General features: G+C 63.8%; 18 protein-coding genes and 2 pseudogenes. 10 read left to right on the top strand and 10 right to left on the bottom strand.

Features of this window, described 5'->3' with window-relative positions:
- Window positions 1-109: 109 nt before the first annotated feature.
- Both K309_RS0125600 and K309_RS0125595 read left to right on the top strand, forming a co-directional pair.
- Window positions 110-3529, top strand: coding sequence for an adenylate/guanylate cyclase domain-containing protein (locus K309_RS0125600; RefSeq protein WP_029049050.1), 3420 nt, complete (start codon window positions 110-112; stop codon window positions 3527-3529).
- Window positions 3516-4772: a polysaccharide pyruvyl transferase family protein gene (locus K309_RS0125595; RefSeq protein WP_232232484.1), complete on the top strand. Its 1257-nt coding sequence runs from the start codon at window positions 3516-3518 to the stop codon at window positions 4770-4772. The genes K309_RS0125600 and K309_RS0125595 overlap by 14 nt, the downstream gene beginning before the upstream one ends.
- Before the next feature lie 93 nt (window positions 4773-4865).
- Here the strand turns inward: K309_RS0125595 and K309_RS0125590 are convergent, their stop codons facing one another.
- Window positions 4866-5576, bottom strand: coding sequence for an SDR family NAD(P)-dependent oxidoreductase (locus tag K309_RS0125590; protein WP_029049048.1), 711 nt, complete (start codon window positions 5574-5576; stop codon window positions 4866-4868).
- A 286-nt stretch (window positions 5577-5862) separates the two neighbouring features.
- On the opposite strand from K309_RS0125590, the gene K309_RS0125585 reads away from it, so the two are divergent.
- Window positions 5863-6774, top strand: a complete 912-nt coding sequence (locus K309_RS0125585) for a LysR family transcriptional regulator (protein WP_029049047.1) — start codon at window positions 5863-5865, stop codon at window positions 6772-6774.
- Between the two features lie 27 nt (window positions 6775-6801).
- On the opposite strand, the gene K309_RS0125580 is transcribed toward K309_RS0125585, so the two are convergent.
- Window positions 6802-7266, bottom strand: a complete 465-nt coding sequence (locus tag K309_RS0125580) for a RidA family protein (protein WP_029049046.1) — start codon at window positions 7264-7266, stop codon at window positions 6802-6804.
- A gap of 305 nt (window positions 7267-7571) precedes the next feature.
- On the opposite strand from K309_RS0125580, the gene K309_RS0125575 reads away from it, so the two are divergent.
- Window positions 7572-8264, top strand: a complete 693-nt coding sequence (locus K309_RS0125575) for a TVP38/TMEM64 family protein (protein ID WP_029049045.1) — start codon at window positions 7572-7574, stop codon at window positions 8262-8264.
- 220 nt (window positions 8265-8484) lie between these two features.
- Here K309_RS0125575 and K309_RS0125570 read toward each other — a convergent pair whose 3' ends face one another.
- Window positions 8485-9201: a DUF899 family protein gene (locus K309_RS0125570; RefSeq protein WP_029049044.1), complete on the bottom strand. Its 717-nt coding sequence runs from the start codon at window positions 9199-9201 to the stop codon at window positions 8485-8487.
- A 211-nt stretch (window positions 9202-9412) separates the two neighbouring features.
- Between K309_RS0125570 and K309_RS0125565 the strand changes: the two genes are divergently transcribed.
- The gene (locus K309_RS0125565; RefSeq protein WP_029049043.1) at window positions 9413-10036 is read left to right on the top strand and encodes an FMN-binding negative transcriptional regulator; all 624 of its coding nucleotides are present in this window, start codon (window positions 9413-9415) and stop codon (window positions 10034-10036) included.
- A gap of 78 nt (window positions 10037-10114) precedes the next feature.
- Here K309_RS0125565 and K309_RS0125560 read toward each other — a convergent pair whose 3' ends face one another.
- From K309_RS0125560 to K309_RS37430, 3 genes and pseudogenes are all read right to left on the bottom strand, one after another.
- Complete coding sequence (locus K309_RS0125560; protein ID WP_035878388.1) at window positions 10115-11842, bottom strand: tannase/feruloyl esterase family alpha/beta hydrolase; 1728 nt, start codon at window positions 11840-11842, stop codon at window positions 10115-10117.
- A 311-nt stretch (window positions 11843-12153) separates the two neighbouring features.
- Window positions 12154-13176, bottom strand: coding sequence for a class I fructose-bisphosphate aldolase (locus K309_RS0125555; RefSeq protein WP_029049041.1), 1023 nt, complete (start codon window positions 13174-13176; stop codon window positions 12154-12156).
- A 234-nt stretch (window positions 13177-13410) separates the two neighbouring features.
- Window positions 13411-13919: pseudogene (locus tag K309_RS37430) on the bottom strand (class II fructose-bisphosphate aldolase); the annotation flags it as partial.
- Between the two features lie 6 nt (window positions 13920-13925).
- Between K309_RS37430 and K309_RS37425 the strand changes: the two are divergent.
- The 3 genes and pseudogenes from K309_RS37425 to K309_RS0125530 all read left to right on the top strand — a co-directional run.
- Window positions 13926-14219: pseudogene (locus K309_RS37425) on the top strand (LysR substrate-binding domain-containing protein); the annotation flags it as partial.
- A gap of 292 nt (window positions 14220-14511) precedes the next feature.
- Window positions 14512-16098, top strand: a complete 1587-nt coding sequence (locus K309_RS0125535; protein ID WP_029049038.1) for an isocitrate lyase — start codon at window positions 14512-14514, stop codon at window positions 16096-16098.
- Window positions 16099-16433: 335 nt separating this feature from the next.
- Window positions 16434-16979: a MarR family winged helix-turn-helix transcriptional regulator gene (locus K309_RS0125530; RefSeq protein WP_029049037.1), complete on the top strand. Its 546-nt coding sequence runs from the start codon at window positions 16434-16436 to the stop codon at window positions 16977-16979.
- Window positions 16980-17016: 37 nt separating this feature from the next.
- Here the strand turns inward: K309_RS0125530 and K309_RS37420 are convergent, their stop codons facing one another.
- The 4 genes from K309_RS37420 to K309_RS0125510 form a co-directional block, all read right to left on the bottom strand.
- Entirely contained in the window at window positions 17017-18393 is a 1377-nt protein-coding gene (locus K309_RS37420) for an MFS transporter (RefSeq protein ID WP_084402543.1), read from the bottom strand.
- 433 nt (window positions 18394-18826) lie between these two features.
- Complete coding sequence (locus K309_RS0125520) at window positions 18827-20170, bottom strand: amidase (protein WP_029049036.1); 1344 nt, start codon at window positions 20168-20170, stop codon at window positions 18827-18829.
- A gap of 25 nt (window positions 20171-20195) precedes the next feature.
- Window positions 20196-21680, bottom strand: coding sequence for a 4-hydroxyphenylacetate 3-hydroxylase family protein (locus tag K309_RS0125515; RefSeq protein ID WP_029049035.1), 1485 nt, complete (start codon window positions 21678-21680; stop codon window positions 20196-20198).
- A gap of 37 nt (window positions 21681-21717) precedes the next feature.
- On the bottom strand, window positions 21718-22254 hold the full coding sequence (locus K309_RS0125510; protein WP_029049034.1) for a flavin reductase family protein: 537 nt from the start codon (window positions 22252-22254) through the stop codon (window positions 21718-21720).
- 465 nt (window positions 22255-22719) lie between these two features.
- Between K309_RS0125510 and K309_RS0125505 the strand changes: the two genes are divergently transcribed.
- Both K309_RS0125505 and K309_RS0125500 read left to right on the top strand, forming a co-directional pair.
- Window positions 22720-23100: a cupin domain-containing protein gene (locus tag K309_RS0125505; RefSeq protein ID WP_029049033.1), complete on the top strand. Its 381-nt coding sequence runs from the start codon at window positions 22720-22722 to the stop codon at window positions 23098-23100.
- Window positions 23101-23182: 82 nt separating this feature from the next.
- Window positions 23183-23872, top strand: a complete 690-nt coding sequence (locus tag K309_RS0125500) for a DUF2848 domain-containing protein (RefSeq protein WP_029049032.1) — start codon at window positions 23183-23185, stop codon at window positions 23870-23872.
- Window positions 23873-23967 lie beyond the last annotated feature (95 nt).

The raw sequence follows: 23967 nt of genomic DNA, 5'->3' as shown, positions 1-23967 counted from the left end.
CTGACCTGCCCGCCGGGTCGTGCCGGATGGCAAGGTTCCTGGCAGCGCCTCTTGCGATGGACGGCTTTGCGCACTAATCCTATGAAGGAAGCGTCCCCGAGGAGGCCCCATGGCGCAGTGCACAAAGTGCGGATGCGATAACCCCGCGGGGGCCAACTTTTGCCAGCAGTGCGGCAGCGCCCTCGCCCGCCAGTGCCGCCGCTGCGGCCATGCCCTGGCGCCGGCGGCGCGCTTCTGCAGTGCTTGCGGCGAACCTTGCGGCGATCCGGCACCCGCTGCGCCCTCCGCGCCGGCCTCGCCGATCTCGCCCGTCTCGCCCGTGTCCTATACGCCGCCCCACCTGGCCGAGCGCATCCGCAGCGAGCAGGCGGCGCTGGAAGCCCGCGGCGAGCCCGCCGGTGAGCGCAAGACGATCACCGTCCTGTTCGCGGACATGGCCGGTTCGACCGCCCTGATCCACGACCTGGACCCGGAGGACGCCCACCGGCTGATCACGCCGGTGATCGACCTGATGATGGAGGCGGTGCACTACTACGAGGGCTACGTCGCCAAGTCGCTGGGCGATGGCATCCTGGCGCTGTTCGGCGCGCCGATCGCGCACGAGGACCACCCCCAGCGTGCGCTCTACGCCGCGCTGCGCATGCAGAAGGCGATGCAGCGCCACAGCGACAGGCTCAGGCTGGAGCAAGGCATTTCGCTGCAGATCCGGGTCGGCATCCACACCGGCGAGGTGGTGGTGCGCTCGATCCGCAAGGACGACCTGCACACCGACTACGATCCGGTCGGCCACACCATCCACATTGCCTCGCGGATGGAGACCATGGCCGCGCTGTCATCGATCTTTGTCAGCGAATCCACACACCGGCTCGCCGAAGGGTATTTCGCGTTCAAGCCGCTTGGGGTTGCGCAGGTCAAGGGCATCCCGATGCCGCTGGCCGTGTACGAGCTGACCGGCATCGGGCCGCTGCGCACGCGCCTGCAGGTGTCGGCGCACCGCGGCCTCGCGTGCTTCGTCGGGCGGGACATGGAACTGGAGACGCTGCAGCAGGCGCTGCAGCGGTCCGCGGAAGGACACGGGCAGATCGTCGCGGTCGTCGGCGAGGCCGGGGTCGGCAAATCGCGCCTCTTCCACGAATTCAAGGCGCGCGCGCCCGGCGGCTGCCTGACGCTGGAGACGTTCTCGGTGTCTCATGGCAAGGCCTTTGCCTATCTCCCGCTGATCGAGCTGGTCAAGAACTACTTCCAGATCGAGGTCCAGGACGACGAACGGAAGTGCCGAGAAAAGGTTGCGGGCCGCGTGGTGATGCTCGACCGGACCCTGGAAGACGTGCTGCCGTACCTGCTGCACCTGCTGGGCATCAGCGAGCCCGGCTCGGCATTGCCGAACATGGATGCGCTGATCCGGAGGCAGCGCACGTTCGAAGCGATCACCAGCCTGCTGGCGCGCGAGAGCAGCAATCAACCTCTGGTGCTGTTGTTCGAGGACCTGCAATGGCTGGACAGCGAGACCGAAGCCTTCCTCGATGTCCTGGTCGAGCGCCTTTCCGGCGCCAGGATCCTGCTGCTGCTGAACTACCGGCCGGAGTACCAGCATGGATGGAGCGGGAAGGACTGCTACACGCCGCTGCGGCTGAATCCGCTGGGCCAGGCGGAGGCCGGGCAACTGCTCACCGCGCTCCTTGGCGACGACCCGGCGCTGATGGCCCTCAAGCGCCTCATCCTGGCCAAGACCGAGGGCAATCCCTTCTTCATGGAAGAGGTAGTGCAAACCCTGTGCGAGGAGAAAGTGCTGCTTGGCGAACCGGGCCATTACCGCATCGAGGAGACACCCACGGCGCTGCATATCCCGACGACGGTGCAAGGCGTGCTTGCTGCCCGCATCGACCGGCTGTCCCGTGCCGAGAAGGACCTGCTGCAAACGCTGGCCGTGATCGGCAAGGAATTTTCCCTCAGCCTGATCCAGCGCGTGGTCGCGCAGCCGGATGAACAGTTGCGTCCGCTCCTCGCCCAGCTGGAGGCGGGCGAATTCATCTACGAGCGGCCGGCGTTCCCCGACACCGAATACACGTTCAAGCACGCGCTGACCCAGGAGGTGGCCGGCAACAGCCTGCTCACGGAGCAACGCACCGCGCTGCACCAGCGCACGGCGCAGGCGATCGAGGCGCTCTTCCAGAACCAGTTGAAGGATCACTACGGTGAACTGGCCCGGCACTACAGCCTCAGCGGCAACGGTCCGAAGGCGGTGGAATACCTGCAGTACACGGGACAGCAGGCCGTCCAGCGCTCTGCCTACCAGGAGGCGATCAGCCACCTGGATGCCGCGCTGGAGTTGCTCGGCCGCCAGCCGGATACGCCGGAACGCGCCCACCAGGAACTCGTGCTGCGGCTGGCCATCGGGCCGGCGCTGATCGCCGCCCGGGGCTTTGCCGCATCCGAAGTGGAAGCGACCTACAGCCGCGCGCTGGCCCTGTGCGGCCAGGGCAGCGATACGCCACAGCTGTTTCCGACGCTGGTGGGGCTGCGTAGCTATTTCTCGCTGCGCGCGGAACATGCGAAGGCCTACCGGCTGGGCAAGCAGCTGCTGCGGCTGGCCAGGCAGACGAACGATCCGGAGCAGTTGGGAGAAGCGCATGTGGCGCTCGGGATGACCGCGTACTACTCGGGGAGATTCGGCGCCGCGCGTACCCATCTGCGCGATGCCCTTGCGATCTATGGCTCGGGACCGCATCTCACCCACCTGAATGTCCATGGCGTGGATCCGGAAGTGCGCGCCCTGTCGGCTTCAGCGCTCGTGCTCTGGACTCTTGGCTATCCCGACCAGGCCCTCCAGTGCGCGCAGAGCGGGCTTGCGCTGGCGCGGCAGCTATCCCATCCCTTCAGCCTGGCGCATGCCCTGTGCCAGGTAGCGGAACTGCACCAGTTCCGCCGCGAGCCGCGGCTCACGCAAGAATATGCCGACGCCGCCATCACGCTGTCGACCGAGCATGGCTTCCCGCTCTGGCACGCGTGGACGACGCTCCTTCGCGGCTGGGCGCTGACAGAACAGGGGCAACAACAGGCCGGAATCGTACTGATGCAAGAAGGGCTGGCTGCCTATCACGCCACGGGCGCAGTCCTGGGCAACTCCCACTTCCAGTGCCTGCTGGCCAATGCCTATGGACGCCAGGGACAATGGCAGGCGGGGCTGGACGCGCTTGCAGCGGCGAAAGACGCGGTGGATCAGACCGGGGAGCATTATTGCGAAGCGGAGTGGCACCGTATCAAGGGCGAGCTGGTACGGCAACGCTCGGCTGTCGAGGGGCAACCTGAAGGCGAGGCGGAAGCGCAAGCGTGTTTCCACAAGGCGATCGAAGTCGCTCGCCACCAGCATGCCAGGTCGCTGGAGTTGCGGGCCGCGCTGGATCTGGCGCAGCTATGGCGGCAGCAAGGCCAGGAGCAATCCGCCACCCAGTTGCTGGCGGACATCCGGGCTGCGTTTACGGAAGGCTTCGACAGCGCGGACATGCAGGGCGCGCTTGCGTATCGTTGATGCGATGCCGGGGCCCGGATTCCAGGAGCCGGCAGGCGCCGCGGACTTCACGATCCTGTTCGGCGCCTTCGACCGCCACAACTTCGGCGACCTGCTGCTCGCGCATGTGGTGCGGCGCATGATCGGCCAGGACGGTCCCTGTGCCAACCTCCTTTACGGAGGTCTCGCCGGGCGCGACCTGAGGCCCCATGCCGGCCATCGGGTCCACGCCCTGGCGCGTCTTTCCGCCACAGTGGGCGACGCCGCCGTCGATGTCATCCACGTGGGCGGCGAAATCCTGACCTGCTCGCTGTGGGAAGCGGCCGTGATGCTGCTGCCGCCCGAGCGGGCCGACGCGGTGGTGGCACAGCTCGATAGCCGGCCGCACGCGCGCACCGCGTGGGCGCGCGACCAGTTAGGCGTGCCGGACCTTGTTCCCTACCTGTTGCCTGCGAACCTGTTCGTCAATCTCCGGCGCGTGATCGTCCACGCCGCGGGCGGCATCGACCTTGGATCGGTCGAGCCTGGCATGCGCGCCGAGGTGGTAGCCAAGCTTGGCACCGCCACCAGCGTCGGCGTCAGAGACCGGCAAACCCTGACCGTGCTTGCCGAGGACGGCATCGATTGCCACCTGGAGCCGGATCCGGCGGTGCTGGTGGCCGATCTGTTCGGCGAGCGCATCCGCCGGCGCGCCGGCCATGGCGAATGCGCCCGCATCGGGTCGGGTTTCCCTGGCGGATACCTGGCGGTGCAGTGCAGCGCTGATTTTGGCGACGACGAAACCCTGTCACGGCTGGCGTCCCAACTCGATCGCATAGCCCGGGACAGGCACCTGGGCGTGGTGCTGTTCCGCGCCGGCGCCGCACCGTGGCATGACGACCTGGCATGCTACCGGCGCCTCGCCGCGCGGTTGTGCGGCACGCCCGCCGCGCTGTTTGGCTCGCTTGACCTGTGGGATATCTGCGCGCTGATCGCGCACAGCCAGGGCTACATCGGCAGCAGCCTGCACGGCGGCATTGTCGCAGGCGCCTTCGCGTTGCCGAGGCTGGGCCTGCTGCGGCCCGCGCAACCGCCCGAAGCCAGCAAGCAGGTTGCGTTCGACGCGGCCTGGGGGGCGGCTGGCGCGCCAGGGGCCGTCCCAGTGGAGAAGCTTGCGGCAAGCATGGACCAGGCGTTGGCAATCGGGCCCGCACAGCGCCGCGAGCTGGCCCGGGAATGGGTTGCGGCATGCCGGACTGCATTCAAGCTGGTTCAGGACGGCTAGCACTCCGGACGGTTGGCACGGGTGGGCCAACGCAAGACGGCGCGACAGGGTATCTGCCCCATCGCTTTGTCGCTCCCCTTGCGGGCCGGAGACTCAGTGCCCGGCGCTCTGGCCGCCGTCGACATGCAGGATCTCGCCCGTCACGAACGGCGCGCGGTCAAGGTACAGCACGGCATCGACGATATCGCGCATTTCCCCCATATGCCCCACCGGATGCAGCGCGCCCAGCGCCTCATGCGTTTCCGGCGGGTGCATCGGCGACTTGATGATGCCGGGCGATACCGCGTTGGCACGGATTCCGGTCTTCGCATACTCGATCGCCAGCGACTTCATCGCCGCGTTCAGCCCGCCCTTGGTCAGCGAGGCCAGCACCGACGGCACGCCGCTGATCGCATGGTCGACCAGGCTGGTCGTGATGCTGACCACATGGCCGCTGCGCTGCTTCTCCATTTCGGCGATGGCCAGTTGCGTGATATGGAAGAAGCCCGTCAGGTTGGTAGCCGTGACGGTGGCGTAGTCCTCGTCGGTATAGCTGGTGAATGGCTTGGCGACGAAGACCCCGGTATTGTTGACCAGCGTATCGATGCGGCCGAACTTTGCCACGGCTTCCGCGATGACGCGGCGCGCGGTGGACGGATCGGCGATATCGCCGGCGACCGCCAGGATATCCTGGTCGTCAGACGGCTTGATGCTGCGGGCCGTGGCGACCACCCGGTGTCCGCGCTCGCGGAATGCCTTGACCAGTTCCGCGCCGATGCCTTGCGATGCGCCAGTGATGACGACAACCTTCTGTGCTGCACTCATTTTGTAACCTCGATGTCAGTTGACTCGGCCCTCTGGCCGATCGGGCCAACGGCTCCGATGGGCTCAAATCTAGGGGAACGGTCGCGGCATTCGAAGACCTCCACGGAACAAACAGTTATGCACGCGCGGAACAAATGGCGCCGGGAGCACCGTTGCCGAAGCGGCGCGACATAGGCTCCCGGCCGCTTTAGCGCCCGGGAGCCTGCCGCCATCGACTTCTGGCAAAGGCCCACATATGATGGCGACACCGCTCCCCCCACCCCCATCCACCGCCTGGTCCGCCCCGATGAAAAGGCAATTCGATGACCTCCAGCTCGGCAGCATCGAGCTGTTCTGCCTGGCCGCCGAACTGGGCAGCTTCACCGCCGCCGCGGTCGCGGCCGGCGTGACGCCGCCGGCGGTCAGCCGCACCGTGCAGCGGCTGGAGGAACGGCTGGGGGTCCGCCTGTTCGTGCGCACCACGCGGCAGATCCGCCTGACCGACGAAGGACGGCTGTATTTCGAGCAAAGCCGGGGCGCGCTGGCGCAACTGCTGGATGCGGAGCGGCAGGTCAGCGGCCGGCGCGCTGCGCCCGCGGGCCGGCTGCGGATCAGCTTGCCGACGCCATATGCCCACTACCGCGTGCTGCCGGTCCTGCCGGCATTCCGGGCGCAATACCCGGAAGTCGAGGTCGACGTGCACATCAGCAACCGTAACGTAGATTTCGCCGATGACACCTATGACCTGTCGGTACGCGGCCGCGCGCCGGACGACTCGAACCTGATTGCGCGCAAGCTGGAAGATGCCGAGCTGGTGGTCGTGGCGACGCCCGCCTACCTGCAGCGCGCCGGCACGCCCCGGTCACTGGAAGACCTGCTCAGGCATGAATGCATCCAGTTCGAACGCCCCAGCAGCGGCCGGCGCATTCCGTGGACCTTCCGCGTCAATGGCGAGGACACCGATATCGTCACCACCGGCGGCTATGCGGCGACCGAAGATATCCTCGGCGGGGCCACGCTGGTGCGGGCCGGCGCCGGCCTGTTCCAGACCTATCGCTTCGTCGTGGAACAGGACTTGCGCGACGGCACGCTGGTGGAAGTCTTGCAGGAATTCAGCGGCAGCACGCGGCCGTTCGTGCTGCTTTACCCGTCGGCCCGGCACGTGACGCGCCGCGTGCGGGTCTTCGTCGACTTCCTGGTCGAGAAATTTTCCGCGTAGATTTCCACCTGGACGGGCACGCCGCGCTCACGCAGGCCTGACCTGCGCAATGACCACGAGGATCACCGCTGCATTGGCGGGCTGCTGGAAGTGCGAGGAAATGGTCCGCGCATGGCCGGCCTTGTCACCAAGCACATCGCGGAACAGGTCGGAAGCGCCGTCGAGGACCGCCGGCTGGTCGAACCAGCCCGGCGCACTGGCAATATGGCCATCGACGCGGACGATGTGGTCCAGGCGCTCGAAGCCACCCAGGTAAGCATCGATCTGCGCCAGCACGTTGAGCGCCGCGAGTTCGGCGGCAAGCTTGCCCTGCTCGACCGTCAGGTCCTTGCCGATCTGGCCTTGCCAGGCCACCTTGCCGTCCTGCCATGGCAACTGGCCGGAAATAAAGAGCAGGTCTCCCGCCTGGCTGACGGCGGTATAGCTTCCCAGTGGTTGCGGGGGCGGCGGCAGCGCCAGGCCGCGCGCCGAAAGTCGTTCATGTACGGGCATCGTGTATTCCAGTCAGGTCGGGTGTGCTGACAACGGGCAGGAGTACCGTTGGCCTCCTCCTGTCAGGCTCACTGTAGGTGCGCGTTGACTGGAAATACAGGCACTGGCGGGAACAGGAATAGAAACGTCATGGAACAAGCCAGCCGGCCTGCCCCGGACTCGTCAGGTTCCATGGATTTGCAGGAGCGCAGTCGGGCCGTTCGGCCGCTTCGCGAACGAAGGGTGCGAACGGGTTCGGTGGTCGACAACTGCCAATGTCTCAGCCGCGTCGAAACTTCGACCATGCCCGCGGTTCTAATTTTTGTATGCTGAGCAATTTGTCTGCCAATCGGCGCACCATCTGGTTCTGGGCTGCGATCGGCACCATGGCGGTGCTGGTCGCATTGGTCGTCCTGTCGCCGCCCTTCAAGGGCTTCGCCGACCAGGCCATCGCCTGGGCCCAGGCGACGATGGAACAGCACCCCGGAACGGGCGTGCTAGTCTTCTTCCTGTTCTCGGCTGTATCTGCCATGCTCGCATTCGCCTCGAGCGTGGTCCTGGTGCCGCCTGCCAGCGCGGTGTGGGGCAAGCCCCTCACCGTTCTTCTGCTCTGGGGTGGCTGGGTGCTGGGCGCTGTTGCCGCCTACGGCATCGGCCGGCTCGCCTATCCATTGCTTGCCCGCAGTGGTTACGCGGACAAGCTGGCGAAGTACCAGAACTATGTGTCGCAGCGCATGAAGTTCTGGGCCGTGCTGTTGTTCTGCATCGCGGTGCCATCGGAAATTCCCGGCTATCTCTTCGGTACGATGCACTACCCCTTCCCGAAGTTCCTGGCCGCCATCGCCATCGCCGAAACGGGCTACGGGATCGGCATCGTTGTCGCGGGCGAGAGCCTGGCAATCGACCGCCCCCTGCCCTTCCTCATCGCCGTCGGCATCCTGGCGATCGTCGCGGTGCTGGCGGGCCTGGCGCTGCGTACGGCCAGGAAGCGCAAGTCTGGCGGCCTGCGTCGGCGCTGAGGCCGCCGCCTGCCGCCCGCTCTGAAGGTGCCGGCAGCGCACAGGCATTGAGTTCACAAGCTCGGCGATTTGCAGCGCTTGCCCACCGCCGTCGAACGAAAGCGGCTGGGCGAGATCGTCAAGGCGGCCAGGATGCAAGAGAAGTGATGGCGGCGCGGGCCATCGCGATGGTCCGCGCTCTCAGGCATCCGGTGACTAAGTCCAGGCTGCGCGTGGCGCGCTAGTAGGCCAGCTTCGGCATGAACTGCCCGCGCCCCTCGGGCGTCATGTCGAGCAGGCCCCAAAGCGCACTGACAGCATCGCCGGAGCGGTGGTCGATGCCAGGTTCCGATGGCGCCCAGGTAAGATCGCTGCCCCAGAAATGTCGGACCTTGCCATTGTCGAGACGGAATACGTTGAACGCGGTGTCGTCCCATTCCTCGCCAGGCTTGCCGCCGCTCAACGCCCGTATCTCCGCCGGCAGTTTCGTCGAGTCTCCGAAATAGTCGGCGTCGTAGCTGTTGCCTGCGGTCGAGAGAAACTGAGGATGCGCCCATCCCCGTTCGCGCGCCCACGCGACCAGCCGCGCGATTGGCGACTTGGCGACGATGTAGAGCGCAGCGCGCTGGCCGATATGCCTGGCCGCGCCGTTGACGGAGTCAAGCAAGAGCGTGCACATCGGGCATGGCGTGTCGCGGTCCGGGCCGTACATGAAGCTGTACAGGATCAGGGTGGGATGCGGGCCGAACAGCCTGGACATTGCGACGGTTTCGGGCATGCCGGTCGCGCCGATACGCTCGAACAGGTAGTCCTGCGGCACATCGCCGCCTGGCGGCAGCGCGCGGCGCTGCGCTGCGACGGCCTCGATATGCCTTCGCAAGGCAATTTCCTCTTCAAGCAGTGCATTGCGCGCCTTGCGGTATTCGGCGCTTTCGTTGGGATAAGTGATGTGCGACATGCTTGTCTCCCGGGTTTGCTGCCTGTTAGTCCGTCAATGCCGGGATCGGTTCGTCCGCGCGATGCCGCAACGCCCGCCCTGCGAACGTGGCGCCCGGTCGCGTGCCGGCCGGCTGGCGAAACTGGCCCAGAAGAAATCCTGGAAACTGTCCCTTCCGATTGCGCCAGTTACAGGTCACAGTACCTGCGACGCCCAGGACACCGTTAACCCCATGTACATCCCTGCCCACTTCGCCGAAACCCGCCCCGAAGAACTTGCGCGCATCATCCGGGCGCACCCGCTCGGCATGCTGGTCACCCAGGCAAGCGGCACCCTGGATGCCGACCACATTCCGTTCGAGTTCGACGCCGACGCGGGACCGCACGGCGTGCTCGCCGCCCACGTGGCGCGCGCCAACCCGGTCTGGCAGCGCTGCGCTGCCGGCACGCCGGTCATGGTCGTCTTTCGGGGCGCCGAGGCCTACATCTCGCCGAACTGGTACCCGAGCAAGCACGAGGCGCACCGCCAGGTGCCGACCTGGAACTACGAGGTGGTACACGCGCACGGCACGCTCACCGTGCATGACGACGAACGCTTCGTCCGGCGCATCGTCGCGCGCCTGACGCGCCGGCACGAAGCGGACGAACCCAGGCCGTGGAAGATGGGCGATTCCGCCCCCGAATTCATCGACGGCCTGCTGCGCCATATCGTCGGCATCGAGATCGCCGTCACTTCGCTGCAGGGCAAGGTCAAGCTGAGCCAGAACCGGGAAGCGCGCGACCGGCTGGGAGCCGCGGAATCGCTGGAAGCGCGGGGATACGGCGGGCTTGCGCAGTCAATGCGTCGCGCCGGGTAATGCAGGCCGGGTAATGCAGGAATGTAAAAAGGCGAGCCGCGCGGGCTCGCCCCTCATTCTGCTACGCCTGCCTGCGCATCATTGCGTCGCGCAGGTAAAGCTCGATGCCGCGTTGACATCGCCGGAGCCGTTGTACTTCGGCCAGGTCGGGTATTCGCACAGCGGCCGCGTGCGGCCCGGCACGCCGATCGTGTCGGTCACCGTCAGCGAAGCCGGCGCGGTACCCTGCTCGACCCACTTTTCAAGCGCCGTCAGCGAATCCCACGCAGCATTGAACACCGAGCTCACCGAGTGGCCATAGCCCGGGATCTCGTAGTAGCGCATGAAGTTGCTGACATTGCCCGCACCCATCGCGCCCTGTACGCGCGTGAAGTAGTCCTCGGTCGCGCGCGTGCTGACCAGCGCATCGGACATGCCGTGCGCCATCAGGATCTTGCCGCCCTTGTTCATGAACGCGGACAGGTCGGTCTTGTTGATGTCCTGCAGCCCGGCAAGCTGGCTGATGCGGTCCTGCCAGGGTCCCGGGTTCTGCGGGTCGAGCGTGAGCGAGTTGAAGGTCGGATCGCGCGTGACGAAGTAGCGCACCCACTGGTCCCAGAACACGCTCAGGTACGGCGCGGTAGCCGGCATCGGATTGACCGGGGCATCGAGGTTGAGCGCCAGCGCAATGACCGTCGGCTGGACGGATGCGTTGCCGGCCATGCCGAGGTCGGCACCCCAGACGTTGAAGCCCGGATACTGCGTCTCGCCGCTGCCCAGCGCATAGCCGAACACGATCTGCGAGTTGTACACCTTCAGCGCGCCGATCTGCGCGTCGGACAAGCAGGTGTCGCCGGTGTCGGCGCCGTTGGCGCAGCGGACCGGCTGGCCGTTGAGCATCGCCGTGGACGGGTCGAAGCTGGCATTGCAGGCGGCGACATTGCTGATCAGGCCGTCATTGACGCCGTCGAGGTTGTCGCACGCAGCAATGGCGGCGTCGTACAGCACCTTGCGCTTGGGCTGGTTCGGGTAGGCGCCCGGCGCGGCCAGCGCGCGGGTGATGCGGCCGAACTGCAGGTCCAGGCTGGCGGCATTCCAGGCGGGATAGAGCACGATGGCACCATCCCAGTCCTGCGGCCAGCGCTGCACCACGGCCAGCGCTTCGCGGCCGCCGGTCGATCCGCCTGCAAAGTACGCTTTCTTCGGGCCATCGGCCTGGTAGTGCATCTGGATCAGCGCGATCGCGACGTCGCGCGTCTTCTTCAGCGCATCGCCGGCATAGTTGCGCAGCGCCTCCTCATTGGTGCCGAACGAGCCGTCGCGGCTGCCGAGCGCGCCCGCCTGGTGGCCGGAATCGCTGGCGAAGGTGGCATAGCCGCGTGCCAGCGGCGAGGGCTGGTCAGTCGGGCCGGCCGGCACATTGCCTGCCGTGTTGGGGATGGTCCCGTCATAGCCACCGCCGCCGAACATCACCACCTTCTGGTTCCAGCTGGCGGGCATGTTGACCTCGAACCGGATCGATGGCGCCGTGGGATCGACGGGCGCGATGGTCCCGGTCACCTTGCAGTACGCGCCAGTGCCCAGCTGCCCGCCGCCGGTCGCCGGCACCATGTCGGCCTCGGCAACCGTTGCGCCCTTGGTGGGCAGGCCGATGCTGCTCGCGGCGACGGTCTTGCCCGGCAGGTTCTGGCACGATACCGGGGTCTTTACCGGCGGGGAATGGTCGTCGTCGTCGCCGCCGCCGCAGGCACTCAGCACAAGGCCGGCCGCGGTCGCAACAAGGACGGGGGCCAGTTTAAAGGTCACTGGCAAGACTCTGCTTTGCATGTCGGTTGACATTTGTCTTCTCCACGGTGTCTCCTGGGGACGGGATAGCGCCAGCGGGACCGGCCCGGCGGGATATCCTCGGCGCCTGCGTCTGCATTCGGCATGCCAGCGCGCAGGTGATGAGACGGATGTGGAGCGCGAAACATGCTCCGCACTGCGGAGGCGGAGGGCCGGGTGGTTCTTGGATGGAGGCGTCACACGCGCGCCCGGCCTGCGGCGAGAAGTTCTTTCAATCGAATTGCAAAAACGGCCCGGCAGGCAGCTGTCTATGCCGCAGCCGAGGGGAGGCCCGCCAGCGCCTTGCGCGCTGATCAGGCCGCGGCGTTCTCCATCGCCGCTTCGTATTGCCCCAGGCACGCCATGGCGTTGAGCCGCGAGCGCTGCAGCAGCGCCCGTTGCGCCAGCGCGGCGTTGGCCGGCTCGCCGCGCCACGCCAGCAATGGCGGCTCCTGCAAGGCGCGCCCGTAAGAGAAGCTGAGCCGCCAGGGCAACGGGCCCAGCCGGTTCATCGCGTCGAGATTGGCCGTGGCTTCGGCAGGCGTCTGGCCGCCGGACAGGAAAAAAATACCTGGCACCGCGGCGGGCACGGTGCGCCTGAGCACCTGCAGGGTCTGCGTGGCAACCTCTTCCGGCGCCGCCTGCCCGGCATCCTTGCCAGGGAGCACCATGCTGGGCTTCAGCAGCATGTGCTCGAACACCACCGCATGCTGCTGCAGGGCGTCGAACACTTCATGCAGCACGGCTTCAGTGACTTCCGCGCAGCGCGCCATGGTGTGCGCGCCGTCCATCAGCACCTCCGGTTCGACGATGGGCACGATGCCTGCCTCCTGGCAGATCGCGGCATAGCGCGCCAGCGCCTCGGCATTGGCGTGAATGGCAAGCCGGCCCGGCAGCTTGTCGGAGACGTTGTAGACCGCGCGCCATTTGGCAAAGCGCGCGCCCTGCTGGCGATAGCCGGCAAGCCGTTTTGCCAGCCCGTCAAGGCCCTCGGTGATTTCGTCCCCGGGAGCATGCGCAAGCGCGAGCTTGCCCTTGTCCACCTTGATGCCGGGCACGATGCCCTGGCGCACGGCCAGCTCCGGCAGCGGCGTGCCATCGTCGGCCCGCTGGCCCAGCGTCTCCTCGTACAGGATCACGCCGCTGATAAACTCGCCCAGGCCCGGCGTGGACAGGAGCAGGTTGCGCCACGCCCGGCGGCTCTCCTCGTTGGATGCCACACCGATACGGTCGAACCGCTTGGCGATGGTCGGCCCGCTTTCGTCTGCGGCCAGCAGGCCTTTGGCGCCCTGCACCATAGCGTCGACGGTGGCTTGCAGTTCGCTTCTGGTGTCCATGACGTTGCTCCGCGAGTGGGTATGCGAGTGGGTATAGCAGAAGCATTGGCGCCTGGGTGCGAATGCGCAAGCGCCGGGCGTACGGGGCGTCGCGGACTGGAGACGGGGGAGCCGAGGCAATCCGGGTGGAACCGCAAGTCGCCATCTCCACCAAGTTCCGCGGGGCCGCGAAGCGTTCCAGCGCGCGGGAGGGGAGCGTATGCGTGAGCCCGATCACGTCCCCGGCGGCGCCGTTCAGCGGTAGAGCCCCGCCATCCTCTCCATCGCCACCGGCTTGATCCGCGCCGCCCGTCCGGCGCAGCCGAAGGCCTCGAAGCGCAGCTTCACCACGCCCTTCGCCCCCTTCTTGGCCGCCAGCAGCGCCTTGCGCGGATCAAACTCGCTGCGGTCCTCGGACAGCGACTTGCGGATCGCGCCGGTCATGGCCAGCCGGATATCGGTGTCGATATTCACCTTGCGCACGCCCATCCGGATGCCACGCAGGATCTCCTCGACCGGCACGCCGTAGGTCTCCTTGATATCGCCGCCGTACTAGCGGATGATCTCCAGCCATTCCTGCGGCACCGGGCTGGAGCCGTGCATCACCAGGTGGGTGCCGGGGATCTGCTCGTGGATCTCGCGGATGCGGTCCATCGCGAGGATGTCGCCGGTTGGCTTGCGCGAGAACTTGTAGGCGCCGTGGTGGTGCCGATGGCGATGGCCAGCGCGTCCACGCCGGTGCGGGCGACAAAGTCGCGCGCCTGCGCCCGCCGGCCAAGGTAATCACACTGGGCAGCAACGAGACCATCAAGCAGGCGGTGATGGCGGGCATGGGGATCAGCCTGCTATCGCTGCATACGCTATCGCTGGAACTGCGTACGCGGGAAATCGCGTTGCTGGACGTGACGAGTACACCGATCGAGCGCGTTTGGCATGTAGCGCATATGGAAGGCAAGCGCCTGTCTCCGGCCAGCGAGAGCTGCCGGGCCTATCTGCTTGAGCACACTGCCGAGTTCCTGGGGAAGGAATATGCGGGGCTGCTGCCTGGGCGGCGCGTGGCGTGATGCACCAGGTTTGCTTGCCCATCTCCGACAACTGAAAGCGCGTTTCACATTGCGAAATTCACTCCGGACTTTCGCGACGCACCTTTTCGTTTTCTGAAAACACGTTCCGCATCACGAAATACAACACCTATCTCCTTGAAAAATAAGGATAAATTAACTCTTATGTCTTATATAAGACCTTGCCGCGACGCATCAAAAACACCCTACAATAAGTCCACGCTGCTTGCTTCGACATCCGTAGCGGGACACACAACCATTTCTTCAAACGCGCCTTACCCCTAGGAAATTCACCATGGCCCAGTATCAAGACGACATCAAGGCAATTGCCGGTTTGAAAGCGAAACACGGCAGCGCGTGGGACGCCATCAATCCCGAGTACGCCGCACGCATGCGCGCCCAGAACAAGTTCAAGACGGGCCTGGACATCGCCAAGTACACCGCCAAGATCATGCGTGCCGACATGGCCGCCTATGACGCGGATCCGTCGAAGTACACCCAGTCACTGGGCTGCTGGCACGGTTTCATCGGCCAGCAGAAGATGATCTCCATCAAGAAGCACTTCAACAACAGCACCGACCGCCGCTATCTGTACCTGTCGGGCTGGATGGTGGCCGCGCTGCGCTCTGAGTTCGGTCCGCTGCCGGACCAGTCGATGCACGAAAAGACCTCGGTCAGCGCGCTGATCCGCGAGCTGTACACCTTCCTGCGCCAGGCCGACGCCCGCGAACTGGGCGGCCTGTTCCGCGAACTGGACGCCGCCAAGGACGCCGCTGCCAAGGCCGCCATCCAGGAAAAGATCGACAACCACGTCACCCACGTCGTGCCCATCATCGCCGACATCGATGCGGGTTTCGGCAACGCTGAGGCCACCTACCTGCTGGCCAAGCAGTTCATCGAAGCCGGCGCCTGCTGCATCCAGATCGAAAACCAGGTGTCCGACGAGAAGCAGTGCGGCCACCAGGATGGCAAGGTCACCGTGCCGCACGAGGACTTCCTGGCCAAGGTCCGCGCCGTCCGCTACGCCTTCCTGGAACTGGGCGTCGACGACGGCATCATCGTGACCCGTACCGACTCGCTGGGCGCCGGCCTGACCAAGCAGATCGCCGTGACCCACAAGCCGGGCGACCTGGGCGACCAATACAACTCGTTCCTCGACTGCGACGAAATCCCGGCCGACGCACTGGGCAATGGTGACGTGGTTATCAAGCGGAACGGCAAGCTGTTGCGTCCGAAGCGCCTGCCGAGCAACCTGTTCCAGTTCCGCGCTGGCACGGGCGAAGCACGCTGCGTGCTGGATTGCATCACCTCGCTGCAGAACGGCGCTGACCTGCTGTGGATCGAAACTGAAAAGCCGCATATCGAGCAGATCGCCGGCATGGTCCGCGAGATTCGCAAGGTCATCCCGAACGCCAAGCTGGTGTACAACAACAGCCCGTCGTTCAACTGGACCCTGAACTTCCGCCAGCAGGCGTATGACGCAATGAAGGCCGCAGGCAAGGATGTGTCGGCCTACGAGCGCAGCCAGCTGATGAGCGTGGAATACGACGACAGCGAACTGGCAAAGGCCGCCGACGACAAGATCCGCACCTTCCAGGCCGACGCGTCGCGCGAAGCCGGTATCTTCCACCACCTGATCACGCTGCCGACCTACCACACCGCCGCGCTGTCGACCGACAACCTGGCCAAGGAGTACTTCGGCGACCAGGGCATGCTGGGCTATGTGGCTGGCGTGCAGCGCAAGGAAATCCGTCAGGGCATCGCCTGCGTCAAGCACCAGAACATGTCCGGCTCGGACATCGGCGACGACCACAAGGAGTACTTCAGCGGCGAAGCGGCCCTGAAAGCGGCGGGCAAAGACAACACCATGAACCAGTTCTGATACCCGTAATTCCCCGCAAGCAGAAGACGCCGACCCATAACGGGTTGGCGTTTTTTTTATCCGGTGAGATAGCTCGCGGGGTTCTCATCGAACGTATTCTTGTGCGGTTACGTGCAGAAGCTGTACGTGTGGCTCGATAGAGAGCGACGAAGAGCGGCCGATTCGCAGGCGGCGATTCGATGATCACGTTCGACCCTGAATCTCGCGCGCCTCAGCAAAAAAATGCCTCTTGGATCACCCTCGTCTTTGGGTTTCTAGCGTGGAACCCCTTATGCAGTGAGTTTGATAGAATTTGCGCAAAAGCTTGCAATGAAAGCTAAGTGAGAATTCGACTCATGGCCACTACTTCTGCTACAGCCAAGATGCTGACTATTACGAATCCGGCGTGCCTCGTAAATGGTTCCGACAGCGAATTTCGACATCTCGTAAACGGCTTGCTGCCATTCGCCGCGCGCCTGCTCTCGGTTCGCGATGGCTTCGGCAGCCTGATCGGCCTGACTGGCGTCCAATATTCCCTGCTCCGCTCGATCTCTCACCTTTCCCAGAAGGGCGAAGTTTCGGTCAACCAACTGGGTGACCATCTTCATCTGAGTGGGCCATTCATTACCATCGAGACGAACAAGCTCAAGGAGTTGGGCCTGATCGAGAAAAAGCCGCATCCCGACGACAAGCGCAAGATGCGGCTTACGATCACTGCCCGAGGAATGAAGCTGCTTGGTGAACTGCTCCCCGTTCAGCAGCAAATTAATGACGTGTTATTCGATAGCATCACCAAATCGGAGTTCAAGATGCTGTGCTCGGTTGTCGACCGGCTCGTTGCGAATGGTGACCGCGCTGCGCTCGATCTGGAGCACTTGAAAGCCCGCAAGCAGAAAGGCTGACGGGCTTTCTCAGAACCCTTCGCGCGATATCTCTTCCCTAGCGATTGACAGGCGCTACAGGCTCAAGACGATGGTCTGACTGCACGTGCGCGGTCCCCTGCACGCCCTCGCCCTTGATACCGCGCTGGTCGACCAGCCCGATACTGATCGTCGCGACGATTGCCGGAATTGCGATGGCAAGAAAATTCAACTGCAACGGCAGTTGCATTGCCACCAGCGCACCAATCGCAATCGGCGCCAGAATTGCGCCACTGCGCCCGACTCCGGACGCCCAGCCAATGCCGGTCGAGCGTACCGCCATCGGATAGTACTGGCCGACATAGGCATACGCCAGAATCTGCGTGCCGATAGTGGTAGCGCCTGCCACGGCAACGAGGAAGTACACGACTTCAATAGGAGCCTTGTACCCGAGAAGCGATATCGACACGCCTGCAAGCGCAAAGAAGACCATCAGTACGTACTTGATGTTGAATCTATCGGCCAGCCAGCCGCCACCAATGGCCCCGAAAATTGCCCCGAAGTTGAGGACGAGCACGAAAGTCAACGCGGAGCCCAGGCTATAACCCGCACTGGCCATCAGTTTGGCGAGCCAGGAACTGAGGGCATACACCATGAACATGCACATGAAGAACGCTGTCCAGAACATGGCCGTGCTGAAGCCGCGCCCATCCTGGAACAGGTGACGGATCGGCGTCCCATCGGCCTTGTCCTGCGACGGCAGCGCAAAATGATCACCTGCCTGCGGACGATAGCTTGGCTCGATCTTCGCAACCGTCTTACGCAATTCGTCGAATCGCCCCTGCTTGATCAGGAACGGCATGGATTCGGGCAGCGATTTGAGAACCAGCGGAATCAGAAGCACCGGAAGCCCGGCCGCGATGAAGACTGACTGCCAGCCGTACGATTCGATGAAGCTCTTGCCAAGGATCGCAGCCAGTACCCCCCCTACTGCATAGCCGCTGAACATCAATGTGACCATTGTGCTCCGGATGCGTTTCGGTGAGTACTCGGTCATCTGGGCCACCACGTTTGGCATGACGCCACCGATTCCCAGGCCCGCCAGGAACCTGGCGATACTGAAGAGGACCGGATCCTTCGTGCATCCGGCTGCGGCCGTGAAAACACTGAACAAGGCAATGCAGATCGCCATGGCCCGAGGACGGCTGATTCTGTCGGCAATGGTGCCGAGGAAGATGGCGCCCACCATCATTCCGAACAATGCGGAGCTCACCATGAAGCCGGCTTTCGTCGCATCGACGCCCAGGTCTTTCATGATCGATGGCAAGGCTATGCCCGCCACTGCCAGGTCATAACCATCGAAGATGATGATGAGCGCGCACCAGAACAGAACTTGCGCGTGAAAACGGTTGAAGCGGGCGTCATCGGCCAGCTTGTGAACGTCAATGTGACGCATGTCTTGTCTCCTCCATGCATTGCGCACGTTGAATAGAATGCCTGCCAAAGAACTGCTTTAGGCAGGTGCTGTTGTTACTGCGTGAGTAAAGTCCCCGATGAGTAAGCGACTTCCGAAGAAACCACGAACTCTGTACAAACGGCCCGCTTGTTATGCGGCGCTGAGCTGCCTCCGAGTCCTACAGTGATATGTTTATTATCTATTTTTCAAAGCTTTTTTTTTCGTAAAGGATAGTGCGTGGCTGCTTTGGATGTAGCGGGGATAAACCCTGAGAAACGTGAAGATTTCACGGCGAAGCCAGAGACGCGGGGGTTGCCGCGGCGCGGCAAGGAGGCATGAGTGCCAGCATGAAGACGTTCCAGAGCGCCAAGCAAATTGGGGGCGCATCGCCCCCAATTTGCTTGCTCCAGACTGCGGGATGCAGCGCTGCTGACTAGCGTCGCTCGTGACGTAAGGCGGCTTCCACTGCCATGCCGATGGCAAGCAGCCGGCGGTCCGACCCGTGCCGCCCAAACAGCATGAGGCCGACGGGCGCATCGCCAAGGACATGGCACGGGACAGACAGAGCGCAAAGGTCAAGCATGTTCGCGATGGCCGGATTGCGCAGCAGAAGCCTGTTGGTGCTGAAAAATGCTGCGTCGTTGTCCAGTTCATGGATGCCCGGCGCGACGATGGGAACCGTGGGCAATACGACCGCATCGACCTCCGCAAGCTCGGCGTCCGCACGATGGCAGAGCTCCGCCCGCCTGCGCAGCATGCGCACGTAGTCGGGAGCGCCCTGCTCATCGGCTAACCGGATACGCGACAGCACACGAGGGTCGTAGCGGTCTGCCTGACTGGCAATCAACTCTGCATGCCAGGCCATGGCTTCCGCCGCAACCAGGCCTCCGTTTGCACCGAGATCCGTCAAACTGTTCCAACTGTCGAAGGTCACGTCTCTCAGCTGAGCGCCCGATGCGGACAGCCGGCGTAGCGTTCGGCTAAAGACCTCTGCAACTTCAGAGGACATCCCGTCCATGACGATTCCCGTGGGTATCGCCAGACGCAGCCCTGCAAGCTGCGCAGCACCGTGTGGCGGAGCCTCCCCCGACAGAACGGCGTCGACGGCGGCACAGCAAGCCACGGTGTTGGCCAGACATCCGACGGAGTCATAGGAGCTTGACAGTGGCACGATGCCGTCCAGAGGCACGCGGCTCGCTGTCGGCTTGAAGCCGACAATCCCGCAAAGCGCAGCGGGAATCCGGCATGAGCCGCCTGTGTCAGACCCGATCGCGGCGAGTGCCATGCCATCCGTTACCGAGACGGCTGCACCGGAGGATGAGCCCCCGGGAATGCGCCCGGATTGCCGGTCATATGGATTGCGAGGCGTGCCATAGTGCGGATTGATGCCGACACCAGAGTAGGCGAATTCGGTCATGTTGGTGCGGCCAACAAGCACTGCGCCCGCCGCCCTCAGCCGCGCAATGGCAGGCGCGTCCTGAACGGCAGGCTGTTCCGGCATGACGCGCGCGCCGGCCCGCGTAACGTCGCCCTGGACGTCGAACAGGTCCTTGACCGAGATCGGAATGCCGGACAAGGGGCCGATAACGCCCTGCTCACGCAGCATGTCACTGGACTGCGCCTGCTTATGCGCCGCCATACTCACGCCGTGCGGGAAGACCCTGCTGCCTTCGCCGCCTGGATCAGAGATGCGCTCCACACATGATGTCAGCAATGACAAGGCATTGGCGCTGCCGTCAGCCAGTTGGCGCTGCGCGGAGGAGATGGTTGTCGCCATGGTCAATTCTCCGAAGCGTGAGCGGCTAGGCAGCCCGGGCCTGTGTGGACAGTTCGTCTTCCAGCGAATAGCTGCCCAGCAGGTTGTCCACGAGACCCGATGCCTTCTTCCAGTCGTACGTGCGGTACGCATGACCCTTGGTCACGAAGGTGGCGCCCGCATAGAACATTTCGTACTGGTTGTGCCGCGACGCGAATTCGGAGCCAACTGCATCCCAGGCTAGCTTGAAGAACTTGACGCGATCTTCCGGGCTGCAAACCGGGGACTTCTGCGTCTTGGCGATGATCTCAGCGAGGGCCGGGTTGTTGAAGTCCTCGATGCTCGAAGGGAGCATGATCATCCCGCCTCCGGCGAGTTCGCGCAGTGTGTTGAGCACCTTGGCGTAAAGTTGCTGGGTCACAACCTGAGAGCCATAGAGCATGCCACGGTCCGGTACGAAGTAGCCGCCCCTGGTCATCTGTCCCTTCGCTTCCATCCCGTACACCCACGCCTCTACCATCCCCGCTTCCGCGGCAAGCTGGCCGAGCATTTCCTTCACTTGAGGGAAACCGCTTGTGCCATTGATCTCGGTAATCTTGTGCGCCAGGCCAACGAGAAAGCGCAGCTTCACCATCAGCCGCACCTGGCACTGGTAGTTCTGGTACACGTGAGCAGGCGTTGCGTGGAACTGCCTGGCGCACATGGCCACGTCACCAGCCACGAAAATGCGTTCCCAGGGGGCCTTGACGTCATCAAAGTAGAGCACTGCATCATTCTCGTCAAAGCGGCTGGCCATCGGATTGTCGAAGACCGATGTCGCATTGGCTTCATACGACTTGCGCGACAGCACCTTCAGCCCCTTGGTGTTCATCGGGATGGCAAACGAAAGCGCATACATCTCGTCGCCCTCGCGCAGCGGCTGGATGCAACTGCAGAACACCTCATTGGCCATGATGCCGCTGGTGGCCAGCATCTTTGCACCACGCACCGTGATGCCTTCCGCGTCCTGGTCGACAATTCCCACCGCCAGATACTTGTCCTCCTGCTCGTGGGCAACCTTTGACTGGTTCGCCTGCGGGTTGACGATCACGTAGGTCAGGAACAGGTCATTGTCACGGGCATATTTGTAGTAATCGCGCAGGGCACCAGCGCGGGCAGGGTCCGCCTGCTCGAACACGTCGATTCCCATGTACATGCCGGAAATGCACGACGCGACGTGATCCGGCGAGCGTCCCATGAACCCGTAGTGGAGCTCGGTCCAGGCTTCCAGCATGTGACGGCGCTCGACCAGCTCGTTGTAGCTGGTGGGCAACTGCCAGATTCGACTCACGCGCTTGTCAGTACCCTCCGGCCGGAAGGTCATCTTGTCCACGCTCTCGGGACGCGCCTGGAAATCGTAGAGGTTGGCATAGCTGCGAATGGAGTTGCGGAACGCAGGATGCGTGGTGACATCGCTGACTCGCTTGCCATCGATGTACACCTCGCGGCCATCGCGCAGCATCGCAATGTGCTGGTTGCCTGTCTTGATCATGTTGTTCTCCTGTCCTGTATTTCTGTGCGTTCTGCGTTTAGGCGTGGGACCGGATATCTTCAAGAACCCGGTACTTTCCGCCGAAGAAGATCAGTGGCCGGCCATCGTGCCGGGCCTGGTGATTCACGACGCGACCGATGAAGATCACGTGGTCGCCGCCATCGTGTTGCGCATAGGGTTCGCATTCGAAGGTGGCGAGGGAATCCGGCAACAGGACGTGCTCGCCGTGCTGACGGGCAGAGAAATCGATGCCCTCCCACTTTCCGGAGCACGCCTTGGCAAACCGGTTCGAGACCTCTTGCTGGGCTTCGGCGAGAACATTGACCGCGTATCGCGGCGCGACGCTCAGGTCGCCCAGACTCAGACATCTGCGATCGACCGAAAACAGGATCAAAGGCGGATCCAACGAAACCGCGTTGAACGATGCCACCGTGATGCCAACCGGCGCGCCCTCGTCCCGGCGGGCCGTGATGACTGCCACGCCGGTTGCGAACATGCCGAGGGTGTTGCGGAACTGGCGCTGTGCATCCGCATCCACTTGCGCGTTACCATTGTTGTTCCTTGATTCAGCCATCTTGCCTCCCGCATTGGTTACGCCGCAGCTTAACTTCGTTTAATAGCTTTGTTTGTTAGTTACTATTCAACGCGAAAGTGCGGGGCCATGCAAGGTAGTGGAAACCCTCGGAAGCAGCGCAGTAACAACGCCGCCAGCCGAAATCCTTTCATGCATAAGGATTGGCGGGCGGTCGCGCCTGCCAGACCGGGGCACATGTTCCTTCGAACGTGCCGGCAGTGCCGAACAGGCATGTGTAGCGCCATCTCTACTTCCCACCAAGCGACTGGGTACCTCGCTCCCGCCGGCGTGCATGGCCTCCTGCGCCAGCGCACTCATGTCGGTCCAATCGCTAGGGTTTCCACCAGCTTGCATGCCATCGGTGTCTGACGTTCAATTAAAGCTAACTTACAAAGCTTTTTGTAAGCGTTAATTTGCGCCAGATTCCCTTTCTGGACGTTCCCTTGCCTTGATCGCGGAGACACCATGGCTATCAACAAACTGCACGACGAATTCCACACGCTGGACCTGGCCTCCGGCTGGGAGGTTCCGGAAGGCTACCCCGCGGGGATTCATCAGAAGATCCTGTCCGGATCGCTGGACGAAGGGATTCGCGCGGGCAGCCGCACGCGGCTCCTGCGCTTCGACCCGGGCGTGTTCACCAAGTCCCCCTTCGTGCATGAATACTGGGAAGAGGTCTTCCTGCTCAGTGGCGATCTCACCGTCGGCAACGACGCGAACGGTGAAGGTGGCGAGGCGTTCTCGCCAAACACTTACGCATGCCGACCTCCGGGCGCCTTCCATGGCCCGTTCAAGTCCCACGGGGGCTGCATGCTGCTGGAAATCCATTACTACGATCCGGCTTGATCGATCCGACCGAAAGGGCCTCCTGGAAGTCGCTCCTGCCAGACGGCCAATGTCATCCACACTCGCACGACAAGAACTGATCATGAAGACCCTCACTTTTGACATCGAGAGCAGCCAGGGCAAGCAGCAGCGCGCACTGGTCATCGGCCAGCTCATCGTGGCAGGCTGGACTGGCCGCGACGTGGCAGCCATGGAAGCCCATATCAAGGAACTTGAAGAACTCGGCGTAAGGCGCCCGCCCTACACACCGGTGTTCTATCGCGTCGCGGCGGAACGACTCGGGCCCGCTTCCGACATCCAGGTAAGCGGCGAAGCCAGCAGTGGCGAGGCGGAATTCCTCCTTGTCGGCGATGGCAGCGATATCCTGGTTGGGATTGCGTCAGACCATACGGATCGCGAAGCGGAAACCTATGGCATCACGCTTTCCAAGCAGATGTGCGAGAAGCCATGCGCCTCCACGCTCTGGCGGCTCGAGGAGGTCCAGGGACATTGGGACAAGTTGGTGCTGCGCTCGTACGCCACCATCGGTGGGGAACGGGTGCTGTACCAGGAAGGGCCTGTCACCGCCATGCGCTCCCCCGCCGACTTGCTGGAACGCTTCGCCACCCATGGCGGGAAGTTCGGCGATGGCAGCGCGATGTTGTGTGGCACGCTGCCGGCAATTGGCGGCATCCGCCCCGCCGAGCAATTCGAAATCGAACTGGAAGATCCGGTTCTTCAACGCACGCTGCGCCACACCTACGCCGTTTCGACGCTGCCCATTGCAGGCTAGGACACTTCCCGCGCACTGTCCGGCGCTCAGGCTGCCGGGTTCCCGCGATCTGTAGTGACCTCGCACTGAAGCGGCGTGAGTCGCTCGTTCAATCG

It is taken from the genome of Cupriavidus phytohabitans, from assembly GCF_000426345.1.
Taxonomy (GTDB): Bacteria; Pseudomonadota; Gammaproteobacteria; order Burkholderiales; family Burkholderiaceae; genus Cupriavidus.
Note: the sequence above shows the minus strand (reverse complement) of the source record. Positions and strands in the feature narration are given on the sequence as shown.

What these genes read in the sequence shown, in the direction of transcription:
- K309_RS0125600 (WP_029049050.1), top strand. Translation starts at nt 110, where the DNA reads ATGGCGCAGTGCACAAAGTGCGGATGCGATAACCCCGCGGGGGCCAAC.
- K309_RS0125590 (WP_029049048.1), bottom strand. Translation starts at nt 5,576, where the DNA reads ATGAGTGCAGCACAGAAGGTTGTCGTCATCACTGGCGCATCGCAAGGC.
- K309_RS0125585 (WP_029049047.1), top strand. Translation starts at nt 5,863, where the DNA reads ATGAAAAGGCAATTCGATGACCTCCAGCTCGGCAGCATCGAGCTGTTC.
- K309_RS0125580 (WP_029049046.1), bottom strand. Translation starts at nt 7,266, where the DNA reads ATGCCCGTACATGAACGACTTTCGGCGCGCGGCCTGGCGCTGCCGCCG.
- K309_RS0125575 (WP_029049045.1), top strand. Translation starts at nt 7,572, where the DNA reads ATGCTGAGCAATTTGTCTGCCAATCGGCGCACCATCTGGTTCTGGGCT.
- K309_RS0125570 (WP_029049044.1), bottom strand. Translation starts at nt 9,201, where the DNA reads ATGTCGCACATCACTTATCCCAACGAAAGCGCCGAATACCGCAAGGCG.
- K309_RS0125565 (WP_029049043.1), top strand. Translation starts at nt 9,413, where the DNA reads ATGTACATCCCTGCCCACTTCGCCGAAACCCGCCCCGAAGAACTTGCG.
- K309_RS0125560 (WP_035878388.1), bottom strand. Translation starts at nt 11,842, where the DNA reads ATGCAAAGCAGAGTCTTGCCAGTGACCTTTAAACTGGCCCCCGTCCTT.
- K309_RS0125555 (WP_029049041.1), bottom strand. Translation starts at nt 13,176, where the DNA reads ATGGACACCAGAAGCGAACTGCAAGCCACCGTCGACGCTATGGTGCAG.
- K309_RS0125535 (WP_029049038.1), top strand. Translation starts at nt 14,512, where the DNA reads ATGGCCCAGTATCAAGACGACATCAAGGCAATTGCCGGTTTGAAAGCG.
- K309_RS0125530 (WP_029049037.1), top strand. Translation starts at nt 16,434, where the DNA reads ATGGCCACTACTTCTGCTACAGCCAAGATGCTGACTATTACGAATCCG.
- K309_RS37420 (WP_084402543.1), bottom strand. Translation starts at nt 18,393, where the DNA reads ATGCGTCACATTGACGTTCACAAGCTGGCCGATGACGCCCGCTTCAAC.
- K309_RS0125520 (WP_029049036.1), bottom strand. Translation starts at nt 20,170, where the DNA reads ATGGCGACAACCATCTCCTCCGCGCAGCGCCAACTGGCTGACGGCAGC.
- K309_RS0125515 (WP_029049035.1), bottom strand. Translation starts at nt 21,680, where the DNA reads ATGATCAAGACAGGCAACCAGCACATTGCGATGCTGCGCGATGGCCGC.
- K309_RS0125510 (WP_029049034.1), bottom strand. Translation starts at nt 22,254, where the DNA reads ATGGCTGAATCAAGGAACAACAATGGTAACGCGCAAGTGGATGCGGAT.
- K309_RS0125505 (WP_029049033.1), top strand. Translation starts at nt 22,720, where the DNA reads ATGGCTATCAACAAACTGCACGACGAATTCCACACGCTGGACCTGGCC.
- K309_RS0125500 (WP_029049032.1), top strand. Translation starts at nt 23,183, where the DNA reads ATGAAGACCCTCACTTTTGACATCGAGAGCAGCCAGGGCAAGCAGCAG.